This is a genomic window from Methanobrevibacter sp. (genome assembly GCF_017940815.1).
GTDB lineage: Archaea > Methanobacteriota > Methanobacteria > Methanobacteriales > Methanobacteriaceae > Methanocatella.
Genome location: NZ_JAGAXX010000048.1, coordinates 1 through 24917, shown reverse-complemented (window position 1 = coordinate 24917; position 24917 = coordinate 1). Strand labels below are relative to the sequence as shown.

The 24917-nt window shown below is 37.2% G+C and carries 30 protein-coding genes; 25 read left to right on the top strand and 5 right to left on the bottom strand.

All coding sequences use genetic code 11. The features are described 5' to 3' along the window. Positions 1 to 158 precede the first annotated feature (158 nt). The 18 genes from ILA26_RS05915 (at position 159) to ILA26_RS05830 (ending at position 15825) form a co-directional block, all read left to right on the top strand. A complete protein-coding gene (locus ILA26_RS05915; protein ID WP_292895298.1) occupies positions 159 to 2843 on the top strand; it encodes an STT3 domain-containing protein in 2685 nt (894 codons plus the stop codon). A 135-nt stretch (positions 2844 to 2978) separates the two neighbouring features. Then, on the top strand, positions 2979 to 4073 hold the full coding sequence (locus ILA26_RS05910; RefSeq protein WP_292895295.1) for a GTP-binding protein: 1095 nt from the start codon (positions 2979 to 2981) through the stop codon (positions 4071 to 4073). 1 nt (position 4074) lies between these two features. Further along, entirely contained in the window at positions 4075 to 4599 is a 525-nt protein-coding gene (locus ILA26_RS05905; protein ID WP_292895292.1) for an adenylate kinase family protein, read from the top strand. 364 nt (positions 4600 to 4963) lie between these two features. After that, complete coding sequence (locus ILA26_RS05900; RefSeq protein WP_292895289.1) at positions 4964 to 5260, top strand: hypothetical protein; 297 nt, start codon at positions 4964 to 4966, stop codon at positions 5258 to 5260. Positions 5261 to 5593: 333 nt separating this feature from the next. Continuing rightward, positions 5594 to 5959, top strand: coding sequence for a ribonuclease P protein component 4 (locus ILA26_RS05895; protein WP_292895286.1), 366 nt, complete (start codon positions 5594 to 5596; stop codon positions 5957 to 5959). Next, positions 5928 to 6185 (top strand): YhbY family RNA-binding protein, encoded by a 258-nt coding sequence (locus tag ILA26_RS05890; protein WP_292895283.1) that lies wholly within the window; start codon positions 5928 to 5930, stop codon positions 6183 to 6185. Before ILA26_RS05895 ends, ILA26_RS05890 begins: the two co-directional genes overlap by 32 nt. A gap of 91 nt (positions 6186 to 6276) precedes the next feature. Continuing rightward, positions 6277 to 6714, top strand: a complete 438-nt coding sequence (locus tag ILA26_RS05885) for a 30S ribosomal protein S19e (RefSeq protein ID WP_292895280.1) — start codon at positions 6277 to 6279, stop codon at positions 6712 to 6714. A 21-nt stretch (positions 6715 to 6735) separates the two neighbouring features. Then, on the top strand, positions 6736 to 7092 hold the full coding sequence (locus ILA26_RS05880; RefSeq protein WP_292895277.1) for a DNA-binding protein: 357 nt from the start codon (positions 6736 to 6738) through the stop codon (positions 7090 to 7092). Positions 7093 to 7097: 5 nt separating this feature from the next. Further along, positions 7098 to 7682: a hypothetical protein gene (locus ILA26_RS05875; RefSeq protein ID WP_292895274.1), complete on the top strand. Its 585-nt coding sequence runs from the start codon at positions 7098 to 7100 to the stop codon at positions 7680 to 7682. Between the two features lie 20 nt (positions 7683 to 7702). Next, the gene (locus ILA26_RS05870) at positions 7703 to 7858 is read left to right on the top strand and encodes a 50S ribosomal protein L39e (protein ID WP_004032463.1); all 156 of its coding nucleotides are present in this window, start codon (positions 7703 to 7705) and stop codon (positions 7856 to 7858) included. Positions 7859 to 7872: 14 nt separating this feature from the next. After that, positions 7873 to 8118, top strand: a complete 246-nt coding sequence (locus ILA26_RS05865) for a 50S ribosomal protein L31e (RefSeq protein WP_292895271.1) — start codon at positions 7873 to 7875, stop codon at positions 8116 to 8118. A gap of 30 nt (positions 8119 to 8148) precedes the next feature. After that, positions 8149 to 8823: a translation initiation factor IF-6 gene (locus ILA26_RS05860; RefSeq protein WP_292895268.1), complete on the top strand. Its 675-nt coding sequence runs from the start codon at positions 8149 to 8151 to the stop codon at positions 8821 to 8823. A 24-nt stretch (positions 8824 to 8847) separates the two neighbouring features. After that, on the top strand, positions 8848 to 9072 hold the full coding sequence (gene rpl18a, locus ILA26_RS05855) for a 50S ribosomal protein L18Ae (protein WP_292895265.1): 225 nt from the start codon (positions 8848 to 8850) through the stop codon (positions 9070 to 9072). 18 nt (positions 9073 to 9090) lie between these two features. Further along, positions 9091 to 9525 (top strand): prefoldin subunit alpha, encoded by a 435-nt coding sequence (gene pfdA, locus ILA26_RS05850; protein ID WP_292895262.1) that lies wholly within the window; start codon positions 9091 to 9093, stop codon positions 9523 to 9525. Between the two features lie 128 nt (positions 9526 to 9653). Next, positions 9654 to 11117, top strand: coding sequence for a signal recognition particle-docking protein FtsY (ftsY, locus tag ILA26_RS05845; protein WP_292895259.1), 1464 nt, complete (start codon positions 9654 to 9656; stop codon positions 11115 to 11117). Further along, a complete protein-coding gene (locus ILA26_RS05840) occupies positions 11107 to 12171 on the top strand; it encodes a CapA family protein (RefSeq protein ID WP_292895256.1) in 1065 nt (354 codons plus the stop codon). The genes ftsY and ILA26_RS05840 overlap by 11 nt, the downstream gene beginning before the upstream one ends. Positions 12172 to 12534: 363 nt before the next feature. Then, entirely contained in the window at positions 12535 to 14265 is a 1731-nt protein-coding gene (locus tag ILA26_RS05835; protein ID WP_292895253.1) for an Ig-like domain repeat protein, read from the top strand. A 3-nt stretch (positions 14266 to 14268) separates the two neighbouring features. Continuing rightward, positions 14269 to 15825, top strand: coding sequence for a putative glycoside hydrolase (locus ILA26_RS05830; RefSeq protein ID WP_292895250.1), 1557 nt, complete (start codon positions 14269 to 14271; stop codon positions 15823 to 15825). An 8-nt stretch (positions 15826 to 15833) separates the two neighbouring features. Here the strand turns inward: ILA26_RS05830 and ILA26_RS05825 are convergent, their stop codons facing one another. Then, complete coding sequence (locus tag ILA26_RS05825; RefSeq protein WP_292895247.1) at positions 15834 to 16211, bottom strand: hypothetical protein; 378 nt, start codon at positions 16209 to 16211, stop codon at positions 15834 to 15836. A 37-nt stretch (positions 16212 to 16248) separates the two neighbouring features. On the opposite strand from ILA26_RS05825, the gene ILA26_RS05820 reads away from it, so the two are divergent. Next, positions 16249 to 17703 (top strand): sodium-dependent transporter, encoded by a 1455-nt coding sequence (locus ILA26_RS05820; protein WP_292895244.1) that lies wholly within the window; start codon positions 16249 to 16251, stop codon positions 17701 to 17703. Positions 17704 to 17728: 25 nt separating this feature from the next. On the opposite strand, the gene ILA26_RS05815 is transcribed toward ILA26_RS05820, so the two are convergent. Then, positions 17729 to 17944 (bottom strand): hypothetical protein, encoded by a 216-nt coding sequence (locus ILA26_RS05815; protein ID WP_292895241.1) that lies wholly within the window; start codon positions 17942 to 17944, stop codon positions 17729 to 17731. A 199-nt stretch (positions 17945 to 18143) separates the two neighbouring features. Between ILA26_RS05815 and ILA26_RS05810 the strand changes: the two genes are divergently transcribed. The 6 genes from ILA26_RS05810 (at position 18144) to ILA26_RS05785 (ending at position 22520) form a co-directional block, all read left to right on the top strand. Continuing rightward, positions 18144 to 18575 (top strand): hypothetical protein, encoded by a 432-nt coding sequence (locus tag ILA26_RS05810; protein ID WP_292895238.1) that lies wholly within the window; start codon positions 18144 to 18146, stop codon positions 18573 to 18575. A gap of 208 nt (positions 18576 to 18783) precedes the next feature. Beyond that, positions 18784 to 19209, top strand: a complete 426-nt coding sequence (locus ILA26_RS05805) for a hypothetical protein (protein ID WP_292895235.1) — start codon at positions 18784 to 18786, stop codon at positions 19207 to 19209. Positions 19210 to 19277: 68 nt separating this feature from the next. After that, complete coding sequence (locus ILA26_RS05800) at positions 19278 to 19718, top strand: hypothetical protein (RefSeq protein ID WP_292895232.1); 441 nt, start codon at positions 19278 to 19280, stop codon at positions 19716 to 19718. A gap of 523 nt (positions 19719 to 20241) precedes the next feature. Then, the gene (locus tag ILA26_RS05795) at positions 20242 to 20949 is read left to right on the top strand and encodes a hypothetical protein (protein WP_292895229.1); all 708 of its coding nucleotides are present in this window, start codon (positions 20242 to 20244) and stop codon (positions 20947 to 20949) included. 223 nt (positions 20950 to 21172) lie between these two features. Further along, positions 21173 to 22102, top strand: a complete 930-nt coding sequence (locus ILA26_RS05790; protein WP_292895226.1) for a glycosyltransferase family 2 protein — start codon at positions 21173 to 21175, stop codon at positions 22100 to 22102. Position 22103: 1 nt separating this feature from the next. Beyond that, positions 22104 to 22520, top strand: a complete 417-nt coding sequence (locus tag ILA26_RS05785; RefSeq protein ID WP_292895223.1) for a GtrA family protein — start codon at positions 22104 to 22106, stop codon at positions 22518 to 22520. A 42-nt stretch (positions 22521 to 22562) separates the two neighbouring features. On the opposite strand, the gene ILA26_RS05780 is transcribed toward ILA26_RS05785, so the two are convergent. The 3 genes from ILA26_RS05780 to ILA26_RS05770 all read right to left on the bottom strand — a co-directional run. Beyond that, positions 22563 to 24047, bottom strand: a complete 1485-nt coding sequence (locus ILA26_RS05780; RefSeq protein WP_292895220.1) for a DUF6020 family protein — start codon at positions 24045 to 24047, stop codon at positions 22563 to 22565. A gap of 373 nt (positions 24048 to 24420) precedes the next feature. Then, positions 24421 to 24612: a hypothetical protein gene (locus ILA26_RS05775; protein WP_292895217.1), complete on the bottom strand. Its 192-nt coding sequence runs from the start codon at positions 24610 to 24612 to the stop codon at positions 24421 to 24423. 71 nt (positions 24613 to 24683) lie between these two features. Next, positions 24684 to 24917, bottom strand: a 234-nt coding sequence (locus ILA26_RS05770; protein ID WP_292895214.1) for a zinc ribbon domain-containing protein, incomplete at its 5' end; no start/stop codon positions are given.

The following is a 24917-nucleotide window of genomic DNA, read 5'->3' as shown; positions in this document are numbered from 1 at the left end:
ATTTATTTTAATTTCACTTATTTTACCTTTAATGCATAATCTTTAATAATATGAAAAAAAAGATATATATACCAATAAAAATAGTTTTTCACATTGTTCGAAATTATTTTTATTTCTTATAATTTTAACTATTAATGAAAATTAGACGAGGATTTTTAATGAATAGAGAAACTTTATTTACAGTGGGTAAAGGAGTTATCATTGTTTTAATTCTTTTAGCTGTTGTTTTTGCATTAAAAGCTCCTGCAGCTGATTTACACATGCTCAATGATGATATAAAAGCAGAGTATGTTGATTCATCTGGTCTACCTTATTTCAGTGAAATGGATTCATATTATAACTACAGGTTGACCGATGATTATGTTGATCATGGCTATGTAGGAGATGAAATGATAAACGGTAGTGAATGGGATATGCACAGGTATGCCCCAACGGGAAATGAGATTAATTATGAGTTGGGTATTGTCTGGGTGACCGCCTGGTTCCATGACATGGCTAATAGTTTCTTTGGAGGGGACTATTCAGTTAAGGAAATTGCATTCTGGACTGGAGCGATCATATCCACATTAGCAGTAATTCCGGCATTTATCTTTTCAAGAAGATTGACTAACGATTATGGGGCAATTGTAGCAACATTGATTATTGTTCTTGCTCCGAACTATTTCGCGCACACATTCCCAGGATTTTTCGATACAGATATGTTCTATTACATATTCTCACTGTTCTTCATATTCTTCTTTGTCGAATCCATACGGGCAAAGAACATGATATGGAAAGTGATATTTGCAATACTTTCCATTGCATCAATCGGATTGTTCTCACAACAATGGACAGGGTACATCTTTTATGTTGCGTTGATGGGATTGTTTGCAGTTGCATATTTAATTGCAACATTCATTTTCAACACTGGTGATGACAGAAATGATTACAACAATGTTCTTTCATGGTTAATCCATCAAAAGGCATTCATTTCCATTGTCATAATAGGTGTTATCGGATTTATAGGACTCGCTGTATTCCAAGGAGCCGACGGGGTACTTGGAATCTTTGGACGTGTACTTAACTTATTGAACTTGCAATCTGCGTCTGTCGTAGTGGGTGGATTCCCTAACGTACTTATTTCCGTTGCAGAGATGCAAGCACCAAATATGCTTGGAGCTGGAATGACTTCATTATTCTTGGCTAACACTAACGGAGCTATCAACGGTATTGGTGGTATCCTAGTATTGTTCGCTGGTTTAATCGTGTTATATGTTTTGGTTTCAAGGTCATGGAAATTCAGAAAACAAGGAGTTTCTGAAGATTCTTCCAAACCTCAAAAAGGTCAAAGGTTATCTGCAGCTAAAAAATTGGATAACGACCGCAAATTCAAATTGTCCATGGCTGACTTGAAATTCGGTGGGGACAATGAGATTTTGGCTGATAAACGTTTAACAGTATTGTACGCAACATTATTCGTTGTATGGGTACTCGTTACCATCCTTGCGGTAACTCGTGGTTCAAGGTTCATTACCACTCTCGTTTTACCATTTGCATTGTTAACCGGTATCTTTGTAGGTTTCGCTTGCGATTATATTAAGACTAAATTAAATGATGATAGAAAGTTAACCGTTGCAATAATATTCTGTGCAGTATTTGCGGCCGTGCCGTTAGCAACAGTCAATACTGTTTGGGGTATTTTATTATTCGTAGCTATTGTTGCAATCGGATTGGCTTCAGTATACGCACTTAAAGACAATTCCGCTGATAAAAAACACATTCCTATCAAGAAATATGTTTTAATAGTGGCATTGGTTCTTGCACTTGTAACTCCAAGTGTCTGCGGAGCTTTCCAAACTTCTGAAAGCGTAGTTCCAGGTACCAGTGATGCTATGTGGAACGCTATGAAATGGGTTGATGAAACTCAGCCGGAAGACACAGTAATCACATCCTGGTGGGACTTCGGTTACCTCTTCGAGGTTGCTGGTGACAGACAGGTAACATTCGATGGGGGTTCCCAATCTGGGGAAAGAGCGTTCTGGCTAGGTCAGGCGATGACAACAGATAATCTGGAATTGTCTGCAGGAATATTCAGAATGTTGGACAGTCAAGGTACATTGGCGGATGAGTATTTAACCAATGTGACCGGTTCCACTGGTAAGGCTACCGATATACTTATTGACATCTTGCCAAGAACAGCGGATGACGCTCAAAAGGTACTTTCATCCAAATATGGATTAAGCTCAGCTGAAGCTAAGCAGACTGTTGAATACACTCACCCAAGTGACCCTAGACCTGTAATATTTGTTGCATCTTCAGATATGCTTGGAAAAGCTGGTTGGTGGAGTTACTTCGGAGCATGGAACTTCGACAACCAATCCTCTAAAAATTACAACTATTACGTTCCAACTGAGCAAGTTGAGGTCAAAGAAGGTCAATCCGGCAAACTTGCAGTGTTAAATGATCAAGGTATGACCGTCAATGCTGTAATTGAAAGAGGAAGCGGCAACAACACCACTTCTGCTCACATTGAGTCAGTCTACACTGACAGTGGAGAGCCTATTGAGGTCAACGGATCTGAGTATAACCCTCTTAAAGCATCCAATATCATTTTAATCGAGGATGGATATCTGATGAAGAACGAGTCCATCAAGGGTGCTGACGACGGTAATTACACATTGTTCCTTATGGGTCAAGACAATCAATACACTCCAATCCTAATGAGTAACGAGCTTTCAAACTCAATGTTCACTCAGTTATACTTGTTAGGAGGTTCAGGACAAAACATATTTGAGCCTGTTCACTCTGAAAATGGAGTAATGTTGTTCAACGTAAACTTTAACAATACCAAGGCTGGTAGCTAGATTAGATTATTCATCTAATCTTTTTCTATTTTTTTTAATTTTTGACTATTTTTTAAATGAGAGATCATTTACTAAAACTTTTTTATATAATAAAAATCTTAAATATAAATTACTAATTTTAGGAGTTCATACTAGATGGGTATTGAGGAAAAGATTAAAGATATTGAGGAAGAAATTCAAAAAACACCCTACAATAAAGCTACTTCTCACCATATCGGTAAGTTAAAAGCTAAATTATCTAAATTGAAGGAAGAATCACTTCAAAGAAGTAGCGGTGGGTCTAAAGGACAAGGATTCCACGTTAAAAAATCTGGTGATGCTACTGTGGTGTTGGTTGGATTTCCGTCAGTGGGCAAATCCACATTATTGAATAATATTACAAATGCTGAGAGTAAGGTCGGAGCTTATCAGTTTACAACCTTGGATATCGTTCCTGGTGTAATGGAACACAAGAACGCTAAAATTCAAGTTTTCGACATTCCGGGAATCATTACCGGTGCAAGCAGTGGTAAAGGAAGGGGTAAGGAAATCCTGTCCGTAGCCAGAACTGCAGATTTAATTCTTATTGTATTAGACACTTTCAATCCGCAACATTTGGATGTAATCTTAAAAGAATTGAGGGCCATTGGTATCAGGCCAAATGAACGTCCTCCGGATGTCACTGTCAAAAGGAAAAAGCTTGGTGGTGTGAAAGTATCATCAACTTGTAAATTGACCTATTTGGATGAAAAGACAATCCGTTCAATATTGAATGAGTACGGATACATCAATGCTGACGTGCTGTTCCGTGATGACGTTACAATGGACCAGTTCATTGATGTGCTGGACCGCAACAAGTCATACGTTCCAATGCTCATATTATTGAATAAGGTCGACCTTGTGGATGATGCATACCTTGAAGAGCTAAGGAAATACATTCCTGATTTCATTCCGATTTCAGCGGACAAGAACACCAACATCGATGAGTTGAAAGACATCATATTCGACAACTTGGATTTGGTCAGAGTGTACCTAAAGCCTCAAGGCAGAAAGGCGGACATGGAAGATCCGCTGGTTATCAAGAAAGGCTCTACAGTCATTGATGCATGTGGCAAGCTTCACCGTGAATTCGTCAAGAACTTCCGTCATGCTAAGGTTTGGGGAACTTCAGTCAAATTCCCAGGTCAAAAGGTCGGGCCTGACCATGTGCTTGAGGATGAGGACGTTTTAAGGGTAATTTTGAAGAAGTAATATGACAGCTATTTTCATAACCGGTACCCCATGTACCGGCAAAACTACAATTGCCTCCAAATTGAATGGGCGCCTTATTAAAATCAATGATTTGGCAATCGAGCATGATTTTGTATTGGGAATTGATGAGGATAAGGGATACAAGGTAATCGACATTGAAAAGTTGAGCGACCATGTAGATAGCCTGACCAAAAATTCTGATGAGCTGCTGATTTTTGAGGGTCACCTTTCACACCTCTGTGACGGTGCCGACAAGGTGATAGTGCTGAGGGTCAGGCCTGAGATATTGGAGTCAAGGCTAAGCGCTCGTGACTATTCCGACTCAAAGATTCATGAAAACCTGGAAGCAGAAGCCCTTGGGGTCTGCACAGCTGAAGCTTATGAGAAATATGGGGATAAGGTTCAGGAGATTGACGTCAGCGACTTGACAATAGATGAGGTTGTTGGGGTTGTTGAAAGGGTCATCAACGATGAGGAAACATTTCCTGTTGGTGAAATCAACTTTATGGATTGGCTAATGTCTTAGTCAATTTCATCATGCTATTTTTTTAACCGTAATAATTTTACAATCTCAAAACAATTTTTTCAAATCACTACAATTTTGCCTTATTAAGTCAATATTTGATTCTAAATTCTTCAAATTGTGAATGTGATTATGTGCTTTTGTGCATTTCAATAATATTTATATATTCTTTTTTATAAACTATTATTTAACTTTCACTGGCCAGTTTAAGTTTGAAAAGCAAGTATTGTAGTTAAATCTTTAAACTAGTCTTTAAATTCAAATTTAATTATTATGAGGTGATATTATCACTAAGATATGCTTAGATCTTGATGAAAAATTACTTAGGGATTTAAAGAATCATGCTTTTGAAAAAGAATCTGATTATTTGGATTTGGTTGAAGAATACGTCCGTCAAGGATTAGGTGAAAATGGAGGTAAAAATATGGGTGACATTACCATTGCCGACGAAATATGGGATAAATTAAATGTCCGATGTAAAAAAATCAATTGTAACCCTGAAAAACTTGTAAACAGCATCATTTATGATTATTTGAGAAAAGTTGAAAAAATTCCTTCAAGTATTGATGGGGATAAACTTTGGGAAATGCTTGAACATGATAATCCTAAAGGGGATGATTCCTTAAAAAATCTTCGCCGACTTGGTGAAATTGGATGGGATTAATCATTTGATCTTAACGCCACAAGAGGGATTTTAATGATTTTTTTAGATACATCATATATTAATGGTTTAATCATTAAAAATGATGATTATTCTGACCTTTCCAAAAGTATTGAACCATTATATGGGTTTTCTTAAACCTATATTTTTTTAAAAAAATAATTTTCATTAAAAATATCCTTAAATTCACAACCTTTATAAATGGTAATAAACATATTTATTCTTAATATTCATATTAACCTAAGGTTATATTAACTATGGTTTTTGTTTTAATTTGCGCAAATCATTTTAATTCAATTTTGAATATTATATCCTACAATTTAAAGGAGGATATTTTTGAGTAGAGGAAAACGACCAAAGTGGATGATTGATATTGCGATTGAAAGAATGAACATTCTTTTTAATCGGGCCGAGATGGAATTCATCACCCATCCAGAACGATCCAATCGCTATGTGGAATTGGCACTTAAATTGTCTACCAAGTACAATACCAAGGTACCTGAAGAATGGTCCAGAAGGTATTGCAAGAACTGTAAGAGTTTCCTCTCACCTGGTCGCAATTGCACCGTCCGGCTAGTTGACGAGTCTGTCAACATTTTTTGTGGTGAATGCGGTCATGTAATGAAAATTCCTTATAATAAGGAAAAAAAGTTAAGAAGGAGAGCTAAATATGAGTCACGAAAAGAAAGAACTGATGAATAGAGCTCTTAATGCGATGACAATTAACATTGGCAAATCTGGCGTTAACGATAATGTTATTGAAGAAATCAAACGCCAATTGAAAGCTAATGAAATCGTCAAACTTAAATTTGCAAAAAATATCGCACGCGATAAAGATAAATACATCGACGAGATTGTCTCTAAAACAAGAGCTAAACTCATTGACGTTAGAGGTCATGTCGCTGTTATTTACAAGAAAAAGCCTTAAACATTATAAATTTAGAGTTACAGGCCCTATTTTTTAGGTCTTAAATTTACAGTGGATTAAGCTACAATAAAATAAATATTGGAGAATTAATATGACTACTGTATTTGATGTACCTGCAGATTTATTAATTGAAAAAGTCGCAGAAGAATTTAAAAGTAATGATAAAATAGAATCTCCTGCATGGTCCAATTTTGTTAGAACTGGTGTTCACAAAGAAAGAAAACCAGAAAGACCAGATTGGTGGTTTGTAAGAACTGCTTCTATCATCAGAAGAGTTTACATTGACGGACCTGTTGGTGTTGAAAGTTTAAGAACTTTCTACGGTGGCAAAAAAGACCGTGGAGTACGCCCTGAAAAATTCATGAAAGGTAGCGGATCTATCATCAGAACTGCATTACACCAACTCGAAGACGCAGGATATGTGGAAAAAGTTGAAGGCGGAAGAGTTGTCACTCCTCAAGGAAGATCCTTTTTAGATAAAATTTCTGGAGAAATAATTAAAGACATTCCTGAACTTGAAAAATACTAATTATGATTTGGAGAGTTTGATATGAGCGATTTAGATGAAATTCGTCAAAGAAGAATGGCTGAGTTGCAAGCTCAACAAGCTGCTGCGCAAAACCAAGCACAACAACAAGCTATGGCACAAGCTCAACAGCAAGAAGCTCAAGCACAATTCGAAGCTCAGAAAAAACAAATCTTAGGTCAAATCATGACTCCTGAAGCTCGTCAAAGATTATCAAATCTTAAATTGACAAAACCTGAAATGGTTAATCAAATCGAACTTCAATTGATTCAATCCGCACAAGCTGGAAGCCTAAGAGGAAAAGTTACTGACGATCAATTAAAAGTCTTACTCAGACAAATTGCTGGTCAGAAAAGAGAAATTAAAATTACAAGGAAATAATATCAATGAAAGCGGCTGTTTTGTATAGTGGAGGTAAAGACTCATCCTTTGTGGCAGTCATGCTTAAGAGGTTAGGTCTTGACGTCGAATTGTATACAGCAAACTTTGGTGTTTATGATTCTTACATTCCTGCCGGAAAATCCGCTGAATCTCTTGGATTCAAACATAACGTTTTAAAAATGGATTATGACATCTTAGATAAAACATGCGAAATGATTATGAAAGACGGATTTCCGAATGATGGAATAAAATACATTCACGAACAGACTGTTGAAAAATTAGCTGAAAATAATGATATTATAGCAGATGGGACTAGAAGAGATGACAGAACTCCAAAACTCAACATCAATCAGATAAAAAGTCTCGAAGACAGAAAACAGGTGCAATACATTAATTTGGACAGTTTTGGTCACAAATCTGTTAAGCTAATAACCGAAAGCCTGTTTGAGATTTCAAAGGAAAAATCCAACAAGGACAACAGTTCAGATTTTGAGGTTGAAATAAGGACTTTGATTGACGAGAAAGGAGGAAATTCATTGGACATATTCCCTGAGCATTATCAAACTCGTGTTATCGGATATAAAAAATAATTATTATTACAGGTGAGAAAATGAGTAGAAATAAACCATTAGCTAAAAAATTAAGAATGGCAAAAGCAAATAAACAAAACAGGAGAATTCCAATCTGGGCTTATGCTAAAACTAACCGTAAACTTAGATACAGACCTAAACCTAGACATTGGAGAAGAAACAGTCTTAAATTATAAATTGAGGGGTTATTATGGAAAGAGTTTACACAATTCCGCTTAGAAACGTAAAAGATATTAAAAGGACTATCAGAGCTCCTAGAGCTATTAGGGAAATTAAAATCTTTTTAACCAAACACATGAAAGCAAGTGAAGTTAAAATTGACGAATCTGTTAATCATGTTATTTGGGCAAGAGGTATCCAAAAAATACCTTCTAAAATTACTGTAAAAGCAGTTAAAGATGATGATGGTGTTGTAACAGCTACTTTAGCAGAATAAGTAAGCACCTATATAATGTGAGGTAACAATATGTTAAAAAGAGTTGATATTGTAGGAAATCCAAACTTAGGAGTATTTATCACAGCAACTGATGATGTAGCTATTGTTCCTTATAATCTTTTAGATGAAAAAGCAGAAATTATTAAGGAAACATTGGAAGTTGAGGTAATCAAGTCTTCTATTTCTGGAAGTAGCCTTATAGGATCTTTATCTGTAGCAAATTCAAATGGTATCGTTGTTTCCCCACATGTTTTAGATAGAGAAGTTAAACAATTTGAGGATTTAGGCTTAAATGTAGCTACTATTCCTGGTCAATACACTGCCGTCGGTAATATCGTGGCAGCAAATGACAAAGGAGCTATAGCTAGCCCATTTTTAAGCGAAGAAGCAATTCAAGTTATTGAAGAGACTTTAGATGTCAATGTTCAAACCAGCCATATTGTTGGAAGCGACATTATCGGTTCTTTGATTAAAGTGACCAATAAAGGATTTTTAATAAGTAAAAACGCTTTGCAATCTGAAGTTAACTTTGCTCGTGAAGTATTTGGTGTTGAAGGAGATATTGGTACTGTTGGAAGAGGTATTCCTCTAGTTGGAGCTTGCATCATTGCAAACTCAAACGGTGCAATTGTCGCTAAAGACAGTACTGGTCCTGAAATGGCTAGAGTTGAAGAAGCGTTAGGCTTTTTAGATGATGATTTTTAATTAATATATCATGAGGGATTTTATATGATAACAAAAATTTACAGAGTTAAAGGTACTTTTGTAATGGGTGACGAATACCATGAATTCACCAAAGAATACAAAGCTACTAGCGAAAGCGACATAGAACAAAAAATCTATGAAAGATTCGGTAGTAAACATGGTATTAACAGGAACCAAATCTCAATTGAATCAATTGAAGAAATTGCTCCTGAAGATGTTGTAGACCCAATTGTAAAAGAAATTTTATAGACACATTGAGGCGTTATTATGGAAGATCAACAAAGATTAAACAGTCTTCTTAATGAAATTAATGTGTACAGACAACAAGCAGAATTAATTCAACAACAAATTGAATTAATCCAAGCTTCCATTGCTGAAGTTGATGCATTATTCAATACTTTAGATGATATTGAAGGTAAAGAATCCGTTGAGGCATTCGTACCTGTTGGTGCTGGATCTTTTGTTAAAGGAGAATTAAAAAGCACTGATGAAATCATCGTAAGTATCGGTGCAGGGCTTGCTGTTAAAAAAGATGCTGCTGGTGCTCGCGAAATTATCTCTGGGCAAAAAGATGAATTGAAAGACAGCTTAGACAAAATGCTTGCTAACTTACAGCAAGTGACTGATGTCGCTGGAAATCTTCAAGCTCAAGCTGAACAGATTGCGGCTGCAGCTCAAGGTAATATGACCCAAATGGGTTAAATTATCTTATCTTATTTTTTTTATTTTCTACTTTTTTTTAATGCAAACTTACTATTTTTTTAAATAATAGGAAAACAATACATATTATTAAATAACTTTTTTACACTAACATACAGGTTGGGTTAATTTTGTTTGAATCATTGAAAAAGAAGTTTTCACGAACAAGTGAAAAATTGGAAGAAGAATTGATAGAAGAAGCAGAAGCTGAAGACAACCTTCAAGAGGAATCCGGTTCTAGATTTTCATTTTTCTCATTTGGTAAAAAGGACAAGAAGGAAGAAGAGGAAGTTGAAGAGGAAAACCTGCTTCCTGAACCTGAAGAGGAATCAGTTCCTGAGGAAGTTGAAGAAGAGATTGAAGACGAAGCGGAAGAAGTCGGGGAAGAGCCTGAAGATGAAGATGAGGCTCCTAAGGAAGAGAAGAAGTCTCGCTTCTGGAGCAGGAACAAGGATAAGGAAGAGGAAACTCAAGAAGACGAAGCCGAGGATGAAGTTGAAGAGGCTCCTAAGGAAGAGAAGAAGTCTCGCTTCTGGAGCAGGAACAAGGATAAGGAAGAGGAAACTCAAGAAGATGAGGCTTCCGAAGATGAAGAGAAACCTGCTGAAGAGAAAAAGTCTCACTTCTGGAGCAGAAACAAGGATGATAAACAAAAAGAGGACATATCTGCTGATGGTGAGGCAAAAGGCGGAATCTTCTCATTTGTACGTGAAAAAACCATTCAGGAAAAACATGTGGACGACATATTGTTTGAGCTTGAAATGGAATTGCTTCAAGGTGATGTTGCAATGGAAGTTGCAACCGAAGTCGTTGAAAACGTTAAGCAAAACCTTATAGGTAAGAAAATCAAGAGAAGCAACGACATTACAGAATACACTTATTATGCCCTTAAGGATGCGGTTGAGGAAATCATCAGCATTCCGGGCAAATCAATGACTGACATGATTGAAGAGAAAAAGGCTCAAGGCGAACCTCTGGTTGTCATGTTTGTCGGAATCAACGGAACCGGTAAAACAACCACAATCGGAAAACTCGCTAACTATTACTTGAAAAAAGGATACACTCCGGTAATTGCCGCTTCAGACACTTTCAGGGCAGGTGCTATTGAACAGGTGACATACCATGCTGACAATGTCGGTGTTAAAATCATCAAGCATCAAAAGGGTTCAGACCCTGCTGCAGTTGCATATGATGCGGTTGAGCACGCACGCGCTCAAGGAAAAGAGCTGGTATTGATCGATACCGCCGGAAGAATGCAAACCAACACAAACCTTATGGATGAGATGAAAAAGATTAAGAGGGTTTCCAAGCCTGACTTGGTAATTTTCGTTGGTGATGCAATAACCGGTAACGATGCAACCGAGCAAGCCCGTAAATTCAATGAGGCAATCGACATTGATGGAGTTATTCTCACAAAAGCGGATGCTGACAGTAAAGGTGGAGCATCACTTTCAATCGGTTATGTTATCCAAAAGCCTATCATGTTTTTAGGTGTGGGCCAAGGATATGATGACATTATGGAATACGATTCAGAATGGATGTTGAATCAACTGTTCTCCGAAGATGACGAGGTAGCTGTTGAAGATGAAGCTTAGAAACATCTTGTTGATAGTGCTTGTCATATTGGTCTTCATTGCAGCATTTGCAACATTCTTCAATGGGTCCAATTCACTTGTGAACGTCGAGCCTAAGGAGGACGTTTCCATTGCAGTCACAGGTGACGTGATGTTTGCACGTAATATGCCTGGTGTTTTAAGTCTTGATTCATCCCCGTTCAGCGGAGTCAGTGATGTTGTCTCAAATGTTGATCTGCTGCTGATTAACTTTGAAAATGCGGCCACATCATCAGGTGATGCGCTTAAGGGAGATGTTCCTTTAAAATGTGACCCTAGTTATGTTCCTCTTGCAAAGGCAAACAATGTTACCGTTGCAGGTTTGGCCAACAATCACGCAATGGACTATGGAATAACAGGAATGAAGGACACAATTGAAAACCTCAAGAATGCAGACATCACTCCAATGGGTGCGGGAAACACTGAGGATGAGGCTCATCAGGCTGTTGTTAAGGATGTGAATGGCCGTAAGATTACCATATTGAACTATATGGATTCCAACAACTTTGCAGAATATTCATATGATGCCATGCCTTATGCTAACGGATCAAGTCCGGGCTATTCAGCATACGATTCAGAGGATGCCCAAAAGCAAATTTCTGAAAATAACGATTCAGACTTAATCGTTGCATACATGCACTTCGGAAACGAATACTCCAATTCTCCTAATGATGACCAAGTTAAAATCGCACATGAGCTGATTGACTACGGTGCGGATATCGTAATCGGTTCCCACCCTCACGTTACTCAGGGAATCGAGATGTACAATGGAAAACCGATTTTCTATTCACTCGGTAACTTCATATTCGACCAGTCAAATACCGCAACACATTCAGCGTACTTTGTCCAACTTGACCTGGTCAACGACACAGGGGAATGTACAGTTTATCCGATTTATATCTCTAACTACCTGCCACAGTATATGGGTGCATCTGACGGAACAGCACTTCTTCAAGGATTATCCCCTCAATGCAGTCAATTAGAGATAACTGCTAATGGAACTGGAAAATTAAGCTTTAATTTAACTGATAGTTAATATTATCAGTTAATCATTTTTTATTTTTATCCTAAACTATTTTTAAATTAATATTTCAAATCTTGTAATGTTACAATTTTTATAATTTAAAATCCTTATATTATAGATTATTACAATCAACTTCAATCAAATAATTATTTTTATACCATTTATTGCCCATTTTTAACTTATTTTTCTTTAATTAAGCTATTTTAATCTTATTTAGCTATTAAAAACATTTATATATCTTTTAAAATAAAAATTTATTTAAATTATTAAATAGAAGGTGGAAAAATTTCGATTAAAAATAAAACGTTTGTTTTATCAATAATCTTAATATTCTTTTTCATATTAAGTGCAGTCAATGCAGTTGATAACTCTACCTTGGGTGATGATTCACAACCGATAAGTTTGGATAATGATGAAACACTCCTTGAAGAGACTTCAGAGCCTATGCTTGGCGAATCTGAGGAGTCTTTACAGGATGATGATTCATCACAGGACTCTATTGTAACATCACTTGAGAGTAATGATACAAATATTGTTAAAGGAAATTATATTGAAGTTAAATTGGCAGATGAAAACGGCACAGGAATTGCCAACAAGACTGTTAAGTTCGAACTAAACAAGGTGACTTCAGAAGTCAAAACAGATGATGATGGAATTGCCAAACTGAAAGTAGACGTTAATCCTGGAACATACACTGTCAAATGCTCCTTTGAGGAAAGCGGATACACTTCAAGTTCCCTTTCAAAGGAGATATTCGTCATATCCACATCCACTTCCAAGATTAAGGGATCAGACTATGTGGCATATATTGGCATTAAAAACAAGTACACAGTTCTCTTGACCGTTGGTGGACTTCCATTGGCTGGAAGGGACGTAACATTCACAATCAACGGAAAGACCTATGTCAAGACAACCAATTCAAAGGGAATTGCAAAGTTGAACATCAAGCTTCCGAAGGGAACATATACCATGAAGTATTCCTATGCGGGAGAGGACAATATTAAGAAGTCTTCCGGATCAAGCAAGATAACCGTTAAAAAAGGTGTTCCGGTCAAGATAACCAAATACTATTCAAAAATTTACAGAAATAAGCAAGCCGGCAAGTTCAAGGTGAAAATCACCGATGTAAGAGGTGATGTGGTGGCAGGCAAGAAGGTCAAGTTCACAGTAAACAAGAAGACCTACACCAAAAAGACAAGCAAAAAGGGAATTGCCACAGTTACCATCAAGCTCAAGACAGGTTCCTACAAGGTAAAGGCCAAGTTCTTAAAGGATTCAACATATAACAAGGCATCCAAAAAATTTTCAATTAAGGTGAAACCTAAACAAGCTCGTAACAACGGTTTCTGGATGCTTTCAACAGACATGAAAGGTGTTGATTTCGACAAGCTTCAAAAGTACGGAACCAAGCACATCTTCCTGAACGCAAAGGCTATCGAGCGTTTCGGAAAATCCTATCTTGTGTCATGGATTAAGGATGCAAAATCCCACGGAATCAAGGTTCACTTATGGATGCAGGTATTCTACAAGTCCGGCGGATGGCAAAATCCAATCAAGAATGGAAAGATTGACTACAGCTTAATCAAGTCCAAGGTCAATGAGGCAAAATCATACGCTAAGATTAAGGGAGTTTCAGGTATACACTTCGACTATATCAGATTCCCTGGAAATGCTTACCAGTACAGTGGTGCCGTAAAGGCAGTCAATTACTTCACTAAAAAGGCATGTTCCGCAATTCACGGTGTAAACAAAAAGATAATCGTTTCAGCGGCAGTAATGCCTGAACCTTCTTCAATGAAGAAGTATTACGCTCAGGATATTCCTACCATGAGCAAATACCTTGATGTCATTGTTCCGATGGTTTATAAGGGAAATTATAATGCTGGAGGCGCTTGGATTAAACAGACCACAAAGATATTCATCAGCCAATCTAAAAAGGCAAAAATCTGGACAGGTCTTCAAACATACAAATCCGATTCCAATGTGAACAGACTGTCTGCCAGTGAACTGATGAAGGATGCCGATGCAGCTGCATTGGCTGGAGCTTATGGGGTAATCATGTTCAGATACGGATTGCTCAATTTTTTCAACTTTAATGAGGTTTAAAACATGAGAAAACTGATATTGATATTATTGGTCATGGTGGCGGCGCTGTCAATCACTGCGGTGTCTGCTGAAGGCAATGCTACGAATATTGTCTCAGAAGCTGATGTTCCATCCGATGGGGATGTTTTAAGCCAGGATGTTGTTGATGAAGTACCTATTGGTGAGGATATTGTTTCTGAAGACCGGCCGGCAGAGGATCAGCCTGAAGTCGAAAAGACAACTTCCATAATCACTGCCTCAAAGGTCAAGGGCTATGAAACATTCACAACAACAATCAACATTAAGCTGACATCCAACGGAACCGCATTGGCTTCAAAACCAATCAAGATAGTTCTGAACGGTGTGACATATAACAAGAACACCGACAAGAACGGTGAAGTCAATTTGAATGTAAAACTTAAAACAGGTACATACACTGCGGCCATAAGTTATTCTGGTGATGATTTAACAAGTAATGCAACAAAAGACTGTAAGGTGACCATAAAAGACCCTATAAAAACCAAAATGGTTCTTGGTGACAAGTACATCAACTACCGTCAAGGCTCCAAATGCCAGTTTTATGTGAAGCTGCTTGACTTGAACGGTAATGCAATCAAAAACCAGTATGTGACATTCAAGGTTGCTGGCAAGAAGTACAGTGCAAAAACAGATAAAAATGGTGTTGCGCAAGTCTTTTTGAAACTTAAGAAAGGAAAGTATAAGGTAAAGTATTCCTTTAAGAAGACTTCTCCATACTTGGCTTCCAGTGGTTCACACACCATCAAGGTCAAGGCTAAAATCCCTAAGGGTAACGGTTATTGGCTATGGGCTGCCCACATGAAAAGCATAAGTCTTAAAAGCCTTTCCAAAAAGGGAACAAAGCATCTTTTCCTCCATGTTCAGGCATTGTCATCATATGGCAAGTCCTCTGTGGTCTCATTTATCAAGACTGCACATAAATATGGAATCAAGGTTCACTTGTGGATGCAGGTATGCTACAGCGGAAGCGGCTGGGTAAGGCCGATTGACGATAACAACAACATCAAGTATTCGTTCCTGAACAAGAAAATCAAGGAAGCTAAAAGGTATGCTAAAATCACAGGAGTCGATGGAATTCACTTTGACTATGTGAGATTCGGTGGTACCGCACACCTGTATAAGGATCCTAACCGTGCTATCAACTACTTCATGAAGAAGGCTTCCACTAAAATCCATAAGATAAAACCGAACTGCATTGTTTCTGCGGCATTGATGCCGGAACCAAGCATGATGACTTATTATTATGGTCAGGATGTTTCTACTATGAGTAAGTATGCTGATGCGTTGATTCCTATGGTGTATAAGGGCAATTATAAGCAGACAAGGTCATGGGTCACTTCCGTGACAAAGACATTTGTGGGCCAATCAAACGGCGCTCAGATATGGACAGGTCTGCAGTCTTATCATTCCGATGAAAACACTAAGAAATTGTCTCAGTCTTCCCTGCTTAAGGATGCGAAGGCCGCCAAGAATGGTGGGGCTTTAGGTGTTGTTTTATTCAGAATGGGTATTAGTTGCAATTTTAATTTTAAAAAGGTTTGATTACCTTTTTACCATTTTCTTTTTGAAAGCGCCTTGAGGCGTTTCTTTTCTATTTCTTTCTTTTTGTTTGATTGGTATTGCTTGTTTTGGCGATTGGTTGTTGTTTCGTTGTTTCTCATCACTGTGACGAGGTCTATTGAGTTTCCACTGCAGGCCATTAATAGCCTTATTTCTTTGTAATCTTTATTTGACGGTGCCTTATATACTACGGAGTATAGGTTGCCATCTTCACGGTCCCATTTGATAGGTTCTTCCATCATTAGGCAATCAACGACATATTCTCTTGTTAATCCATTTTCATCAAGCCTTTGCTGAAAATGCCTATTTTCAAAGCACCAGTTTATGCCTGTGGTCTCACCCATTAGAAATTTATCGAAAACATTCATTACAGTTTTATATGTAAGAAGTTACTTAAATAATAATATGAGTCAACAAGCACAATGGGATTCGTCAATAGCATTTATATTTGCTATGATTGGAGCGGCAGTTGGTCTTGGAAATATCTGGCGTTTCAGTTATGTGCTTTATTCTAACGGTGGAGGGTCATTCTTTATCCCTTACCTTATTGCAATTGCTATCATGGGAGTTCCATTTTTAATACTAGAATATGGTGTGGGATTCTCATTTAAGGAGTCCTTTTCGAAGATCATGAAAGATATTAATCCGAAGTTCGAGATAGTCGCTTGGATTTTGGTGTTATTCGTATTTATTGTTACAATTTATTATATGGTAATCCTAAGTTGGGATTTAGTATATCTCGGCAGCAGTTTCACCTTCAGTTGGGGAACAGACGCTGCCAACTACTTTGTTAACACTGTAGGTGGAAGCTCCAACCTTTCCAATGCTAATTTCTTGCTTATTCCTACCACAGTGGGTGTATTGCTTTTATGGGTTATCTTATGGTTCATTTCACATAGGAATGTTGATAAAGGTATTGGTAAAGTTTCAAAAATCCTTATTCCTGCTTTATTTTTGATTATGGGTGCAATTATTATTTATGCATTGACATTGCCTGGTGCAAATGTTGGTGTTGCTACATTGCTGACTCCTGACTGGAATAAGCTTTTGGATGTAAATATCTGGCTCGCAGCATTCGCTCAAATCATTTTCTCATTAAGTATGGGTCAGGCTATTGCATTGACTTATGCTAGTTACTTGCCGGAAAATTCCAAATTGATTGACAATGTATTGATCGTTGTTGCGTCAAACTCATTGTTTGAGATTTGTACTGCATTCGGTGTGTTCTCCATTCTTGGATACATGTCAGTGACTGCAGGTACTCCGATGGTTCAGCTGATTACCGAAGGTACAGGTTTGATATTTATCGTATTCCCAATGATTTTCAACATCATGGGTCCGATCGGAAGAATTTTGGCTCCATTGCTGTTCCTTGCGATTTTATTCGCTGGAATCACTTCAGCTTTAGGGTTCTTCGAACCGATGTTGAATTCAACTTCCGACAAGCTCGGATGGTCCCGTAAGAAAACCGCTACAATATTGAGTGTAATCGGTTGTGTATTCTCATTGATTTTAACAACCGGAATAAGCAGCTATCTTGTAGGAATCATCGACTCATTCGTAAATGAGTTCGGTATATTGCTCTTGATTGGAATCCAATGTATCATATTTGCATGGTTCTGGGGTGTTGACAAGTTCCTCCCTGCTTTAAACGAGTATTCATCATTCAAGGTTGGTAAAACATGGGCATTTGTGATTAAATACTTGCTTCCGTTAGTTTTAATCGTTATGTGGGCTATTGGTATTGTAAAACTGTTCTCAACCGCTACAACATTTGAAGTAACTATTGATCTGATTATAATCGCAGTTGTTTTAATCTTTGCATTTGTACTTACCAAAGTCAAACCGGCAAATGATTAAGTTCATTTGCTTATATTCTTTTTTTTTAATATTTTTTATATGCATCATATCCTGCGTACAGGTGGTATACGGTATTTATCAGGCTTCCTAGGGGATTGTTTGCAAAAAACCATATGAATATGTGCAATATCACTGCTCCTCCAAGAAGCGCAAGTCCTTTCTGTTTGTCTGAGTTCAGATACTGTCCGAGTCCAGGTATTATGAATGATAAGATTCCGTATTTTATTGAGTTTGCATCCATTTTATCGCCTATATGTAGATTAGTAAAAAACTATTTTGTCTTGTTGACATAAACTTTCATTAAATGTATTTTATCTTTAATTATTTTAATACTTTTTCCTTGTACTTTAAAGAATTTAATATGTATTTTTAATTATATTCACACTTTATTTTGACTGTTCTGCATAATATTTATCTAATGTCAAAACAAATAATTAACCATGAAACTGATAAAGCTAATTCCGATAATGCTCATGGCATGCATGTTGGTTGGTATGGTTGGCGCTCATGAGGATGTCAAGTATCTCAACAATACAACAAACATAACTTTTGAAGGTGTCAATTTCACAATTCCTGAAGGATTTGGCGAATTGAAAGATTCAGAGGACTTCAATGATTTAGGGTCTAACGGAAAAACCTGTTTTTACATTAATGAGGCCAATGGTGAGATTCAAATAACAGTAATTTCAGATTGGATGGGAATCAGCCTTGATGAGCTGTACAAGGATGGTGCAGAAAAAACCACAATCAATGGTCATAAAGGTTGGAATTACACAGAAAACAACTTGACCTACTTCGGATACGTTGAAAACGACACTGGAATCCTGGTGGGTGCTTCAAACGAAACAAGATTGTTTGAAGTAGTCTTATAATTCTTATTTTTTTAAAACTAGAGATTAGTTAATAATCCTAAAGGAAGGATGGATCCTTTAGGACTTAAACTAAAAAAATTTTTTAGTGCAACACGGGAAAGTGTTACAATTATTATTTATTCTCCTATCTTATTTAAAGATATATAAATTTATTCATGCCTAAAATTTACTAAAAGTAATTTAAATCCAAATGTTCATATTATCAAACATGAGATTCAAAATAGTTGTGGTTTGTATAATCCTCTTGGCATTTGTGGGTTTTGCAAGTGCAGAGACATTCACTCCAACAAATGGGACATTTGCATATCGCGAAGTTGAGATATTTGACATCAATGGGATAAATTTCACGGTGCCGACCGATTATGACGTGACTTTTGAAAATGCCACTGAAATGGATTTCATGCACGGAAACGACAAGCTAAACATCAGTGTAACTGAAAACGGTACTGTTAAAAAAGTGGCTGGAAACAAGACTGGAAATGTCACTTCCGCAAGGACAATGTTCGGATCCGTGGAGGGATATTTCGTTGATGAGAACGGGACATACACCTTTTCATATAGGCAAGACGGCAAGCTTGTTGTCATCAACTCCAAAAACATGCCCTTGATGATTGGCGCAATGGAAATGTATTAGAGGGGTCATTTTTTCTTTTTTTATTTCACCCTTAATTTTTTTATACTTGTTTTTAAATATTATTAATCATGACTTTTGATAGGAGAAAATTGATTATTCTTTTAATCTTAATTGGAGCTATTGTTCTTGTTTGTGCAGTCTCAGCTCATGATGTGAGCGCTGCAAAGACATCAAAAACCAAAGTCAAAATCTATAATTTCCAACCTGGAGTTTTATGGGGACCAAAAGCCGTTAAGTTAAGTAATGGGGATGCTATTGCAGGTTACGTGACCTACGACGGCAACATGCAATTTCAAAGGGGAACCGGAGTAACTTCATGGTATATCGGCAGCGGTATTGATGGAGACATTGAACCTCACCACACAAAGCTTGTCAAGGTCAAGTTTTACTTTAAGAGCAAACATGGTAAAGTTACAAAGACCGTCAAGGGAAGTGGAGGTCACATTAGAACCGATTTGATTGATGGATACACTCCATACAAGGCTAAAGTATGGTATAAATCTTATTAGGGAAATTATTTATTTCCCATATCTATTTTTTTTGATTACAGCTTTAATCATTCGCTGATTAAAGATTATTTCAAGCGCTTTAAATTATCAGAATATTCTGTAATATGTAATTTGTTTCTTGTTTTTAATATTGGTTATTGAAGTGCGATAAAATGAGAAAACACAAAAGCACGCTTCTGTAAAAATTATTTATGGGTATGGGGCATGCAATGCTACCATATGGTATGAATGTTAAAAATAATTTATATAACATCTCCTCGGCTTGGTGGGCACAATTAGGCATGTTAATCTATTAATGTTATAATATCAATGTGGAGAATGCAACAGAGGTTGCTATCGAGGGTTTTCCTTTGATTGATGACTATGGACATTCAAGACAAACGGTATGGCATGAAGTAATGAATTAATTACATCAAATTTCCATTTTCGCCTTACAATGGCTAAATAACTGCAAATTAAATGTCAAATTATATATAATTCCTCAAATATACTATATGTACTGATAATTTATGGGGAGATAAGATTGAAAAATAAGTTAAAGATATTGATTTGTTGCCTGATTCTCCTGGTGGGAATCGGTGCTGTCAGTGCAATCGACTCCAATTCGACAGTTGATGTCGTATCGACTGGCGACACTCAGGATTTGGCTCTTGATGATGGGGATGTTCTGGCGGTCAGTGAAGAAAACGATGAAAATGACATAGCTGAAGTCAGCGAGGATGAAGTGCTTGGCGCTGCTGAAGATGAGGTTGTGGCGGTAAGTGATGATGATTCTGTAGGTGTCATTGAAGAAGATGTCGTATCCGCTGAAGAGGATTCCAGTGAAGTCTTGGCTATGAATGCTGCTGAAAATGAGGAGTTGTCAATGTCAAGTAGTTATTATGATGACGATTATTATGATGATTATGATGACTATGACGACCTTCAGGTTGGAACAGAGTACAAGACATTCAAATTGGGTAAATTAAAGCTTCCAAAGAAATATTGGGCATTTGATGACGGATACAAGCCTCCTAAATCATATAAAAAGGAATGGAAACAATACAAAAAGTACAAAAAGTACGTTAAAAAACAAACCAAAAAATTCAAGAAAAAAGCCAAAAAGATAGTTAAAAAGGCTAAACGCAAAGGCTGGGTATTTTATGGCGACGTATACTATGTCACAAAATACGCCAAAAGATATACTGCCTACACATTTAAGGCTGATGCCTATAGGGAATACTATTACTAGTTTAAATGCATTTTAAATGCATTTAATCCTTTTTTTTTTAAATTAGCGATTAAACACATGAAGTGCTTAATCAATTTCTGAAGCATTTTAATCATTTCATCCTTTTCGATTAAAGTGACTTCTCACTCTCCAGCGGTCATTTCCATGTGATAGGTGTCACATCGAAATTTATATATGTCTATTTTTTTAAAACTAATAATTGAAGAATAATTTAAGGTATATTATGAAAACTGTAATTCTTATTCCATGTTACAATGAATCCAAGACCATAAGTAAGGTTATAAATGATTTTAAACGGGAAATGCCTCATGCCGAAATTTATGTCTATGACAATAACTCAACTGATGGCACCGATGAAATCGCAAGGGATGCAGGTGCAATCGTCCGATATGAGTATAAGCAGGGTAAGGGCAATGTTGTAAGGACAATGTTTCGTGAAATCAATGCGGATTGCTATATTATGGTTGATGGGGATGACACCTACCCTCCTGAGGCTGCGGTTGAAATCGAGGAGCTTATTTTAAGCGGTCAGGCGGACATGGTCATTGGTGACAGGCTATCCTCAACATATTTCGAAGAGAATGACCGTCCTTTTCACAATTTTGGAAATGTTACAGTTCGCAGATTAATCAACACTTTCTTTCAGAGTGACTTGAAAGACATAATGACTGGAATGAGGGGATTCAGTTTCAATTATGTCAAATCGTTTCCCATCTCATCAAGGGAATTCGAGATTGAAACCGAGATGAGCGTATTTGCCTTAATCAATAATTTCAAAATTAAGGAGATTCCCATAAGCTACCGGGATAGGATGGAGGGCAGCGATTCAAAACTGAATACCTATACTGATGGGTATAAGGTTATTTCAATGATCATTGCTCTGATTCGTGATGAAAGGCCGTTTCTGTTCTTTTCATCAATAACAGTCCTCCTTCTAATCATTGCGGGAATTCACTTTTTCCCGATACTGTTCAGGTACTTCTCGACAGGTCATGTCTTGAAGATTCCGACACTGATTATAATTGCAACTGTGGTCATTGTTGCGGCAATCATATTCTTTACAGGGGTCGTCCTGCACGTTCTCAAAAGGCAGCATGCGGACAATCTAGAGCGTCACCTGATTTTACTCAACGAATTGAACAAGGATGATTAGCATGATTGACAAGCTTTTTAAAGAAAAGACCGACAATATTTTCATCCAACTTTTCAGGTATGTTTTCGTTGGAGGAAACGCTTTTGCTGTGGATTTCTTTTTCTTATATTTCTTCAGTGACATCTGCGGAATATACTATTTGCTTTCAGGTGTTTTTTCATTCATAATATCAGTCATGGTCAACTATCTGATGAGCACAAGGTGGGTGTTCAATCAGGACAAAATCGGCAATAAGCTTGTGGAGTTTTACCTGTTTTTGATTATCAGCACAATCGGGCTGGTTTTCACCGAAATTCTTCTGTGGCTCTTTACAGATATCTTCGGATTGTATTATCTCATATCAAAAATAATGGCTGCGATAATCGTGTTGTTCTGGAATTTTATCGCAAGGCGTGTGATGTTTTACGGTAAGATATAATTTTTAAAAAAAGATGATTTGACTGTGATGTCAAATCAACGGCTAATTTTTAAGCTTTCTTATGTATTCCATTGGATTTAGTGATATTTGTGGCTCATCGCTGGAACCGTATCTCAGCCATATCAGGATTATTATCAGCAGATAGCAAATCAGCAGATTCGGATAGAGGTATCTGTAATCCTGGATTGGTGTTGAGAAGAATATCGCCAGAATGTTTAAAACGTTTGGAATGTAGATAAGATAGATTTCCCTTGTCCTGGTTATGAGATGTATCATTACCAAAAGGATTATTGACAGGTACATGTAAAGCGCAGGGCTATTGAATATTGTGTCAAAGAATGATGCCTCAATTCCCAATGCCAATGAGTTGAGCAGGTTAAAGGCAGGTGTTCCCCAATTTGCATATGACAGGTTCTCATACGGCTCTGTCGGGGTGTTGTTGTGCCTTACATAAAACTCATTGAAGTCTGACTGCAGCCTGTCACGGTCTCCGCTCATGTAGTACGGACGGCCCATCCAATCGCCATCCTTGGTGATGTCCCACACCATAGGGGATGCGCCGAAAAGGTATTGCAGGCAATGCAGAGGATCTTTCAGTGAATATTTTACCGCCAGTCCGATATATGTTCCCTTATTGTTGTCATATTCGTCATAATCCGTTATGGCGAAAATCGGGTCTGATTTTGTTGGCTTGTAGGCCTCCTTGACCTTGTCCTTGTTGATTAGCTTGTGGATTTGGTTTCTGTCAGCATCATCCATTTCCAGATTCAAGTCGTAATCCGCCAGCATGTGCGCCAATTTTGTTGCAAGGGCGTCCTTCTCATTGTCCTCAACATCGTATGCAACGTTCAAGGATGCGATAAGCAGGATGAATGTCACGGTCAATATTGCCAATGCAAGGCTCATTTTCCGATTTTTCTTCATGAAAAGGTATATGGCGTAAACGGCAAGGACAATTATTATGACGTACAGTCCGTTTCCTCTAAGCTCTGCAACAAATGCCATGATTATTGAAAGAAGCAGGATAAACTTAATGTCAACCTTTCCCTGCCTGTCTATCATCACTTTAGCCAAAAAACATAGGAACATTAAGAAATAACTGAACAGGATATCCTTCCACAATGTTATTGAATACAGTGCATTTATAGGTATTATGCAGATTATGACCGTGAGGATCACCTGAAGCTTAAAGCCTTTGCGAAGGTCGCCTTCGTCATCGCGATGGTACTTGCAAATCACCATCCACATCACTGAAAATGTCAGAATCTGCAGAATGCACACCGATGTTGTGCTTGGATAAATTCCAAGGCAGATCATGTTTATGAAGGTGTGGAAAAAGGGATGCCAATTTGTAAAGCTTCCCGAAGCGATCTGGTGCAGCTGATTGAAAGTGTCATAGGTGGCAATGCACGGGTTGAACACTGCCAGATAGACTGAAAATACGATAATCGGTATCAGAAATATCGCCAGGTCACGATAATTTAATTTATTAATTTTAGTTAGTGCTCCTACATCTTTAAATTCCATAATTTAACTATATTGAAACTATTATATAATGTTAGTTGCTTTATAATCTGTTAAATTTAACACGTTTTTTATTAATGGATTTAAACAACTTGATATTGCTTATATTCTTTTTAATTTCTTTTTTGAGATGCAAGCAAGCACTTGCATTCGAAAATCTTTATATATGGGCTTTAATAAAGCTAATAGTAAGTGTGCTATCTGATTGCACAATATTAATTAACTGGAGATTATAAAATGAAACAAATTATCCTAGCATTATTATGTTTATACGCAATTTCAATAGGCTTTGTTTTATTAGTGGCATAAAACAATGTCCCAATTACTCTGATGAGAACTTGACGGGGTGTCATCACCCATTTATTAATGTATTTTTTTAAAAAATCCTTTTTAATTTTTGCTTGAATGTAACGGGTTTCTCTTTTTGATTATATTCAACCAAGTTTTTGGTGAATAATCTTGTAAACTCGGGATTGAACTTATGCACCGAATCCAACTCAGATTTTACGGGAATTCCATGATAAATCTTGGATACTGCGGTGTCATATGATTCAAGGTATCTTTTCATATTCTGATATTTTTCATCTTGTGAAGGAACATCTTCATTGAACCTCTCCAGCTTGTAGAAGCTGGAGATTCTTAGGCCATACCTACTGTTTTGTCAAGGCCTTTCCATTCGTAATAATATTCGAATTTTCCTTGACCGATAGGTATGAAATCTACTAAGCATAACACCATTGAACCAGTGGCGCGTAGAGCTTCGTCTAAAATATTTTTTGCAGCATTAACATCCCTTTGAAGTATGCTGTGGCAGTGTGGACATTCCCATTCTCTTTCATCACGACCTAAGCCAGGATTTATTTCACCACAAAC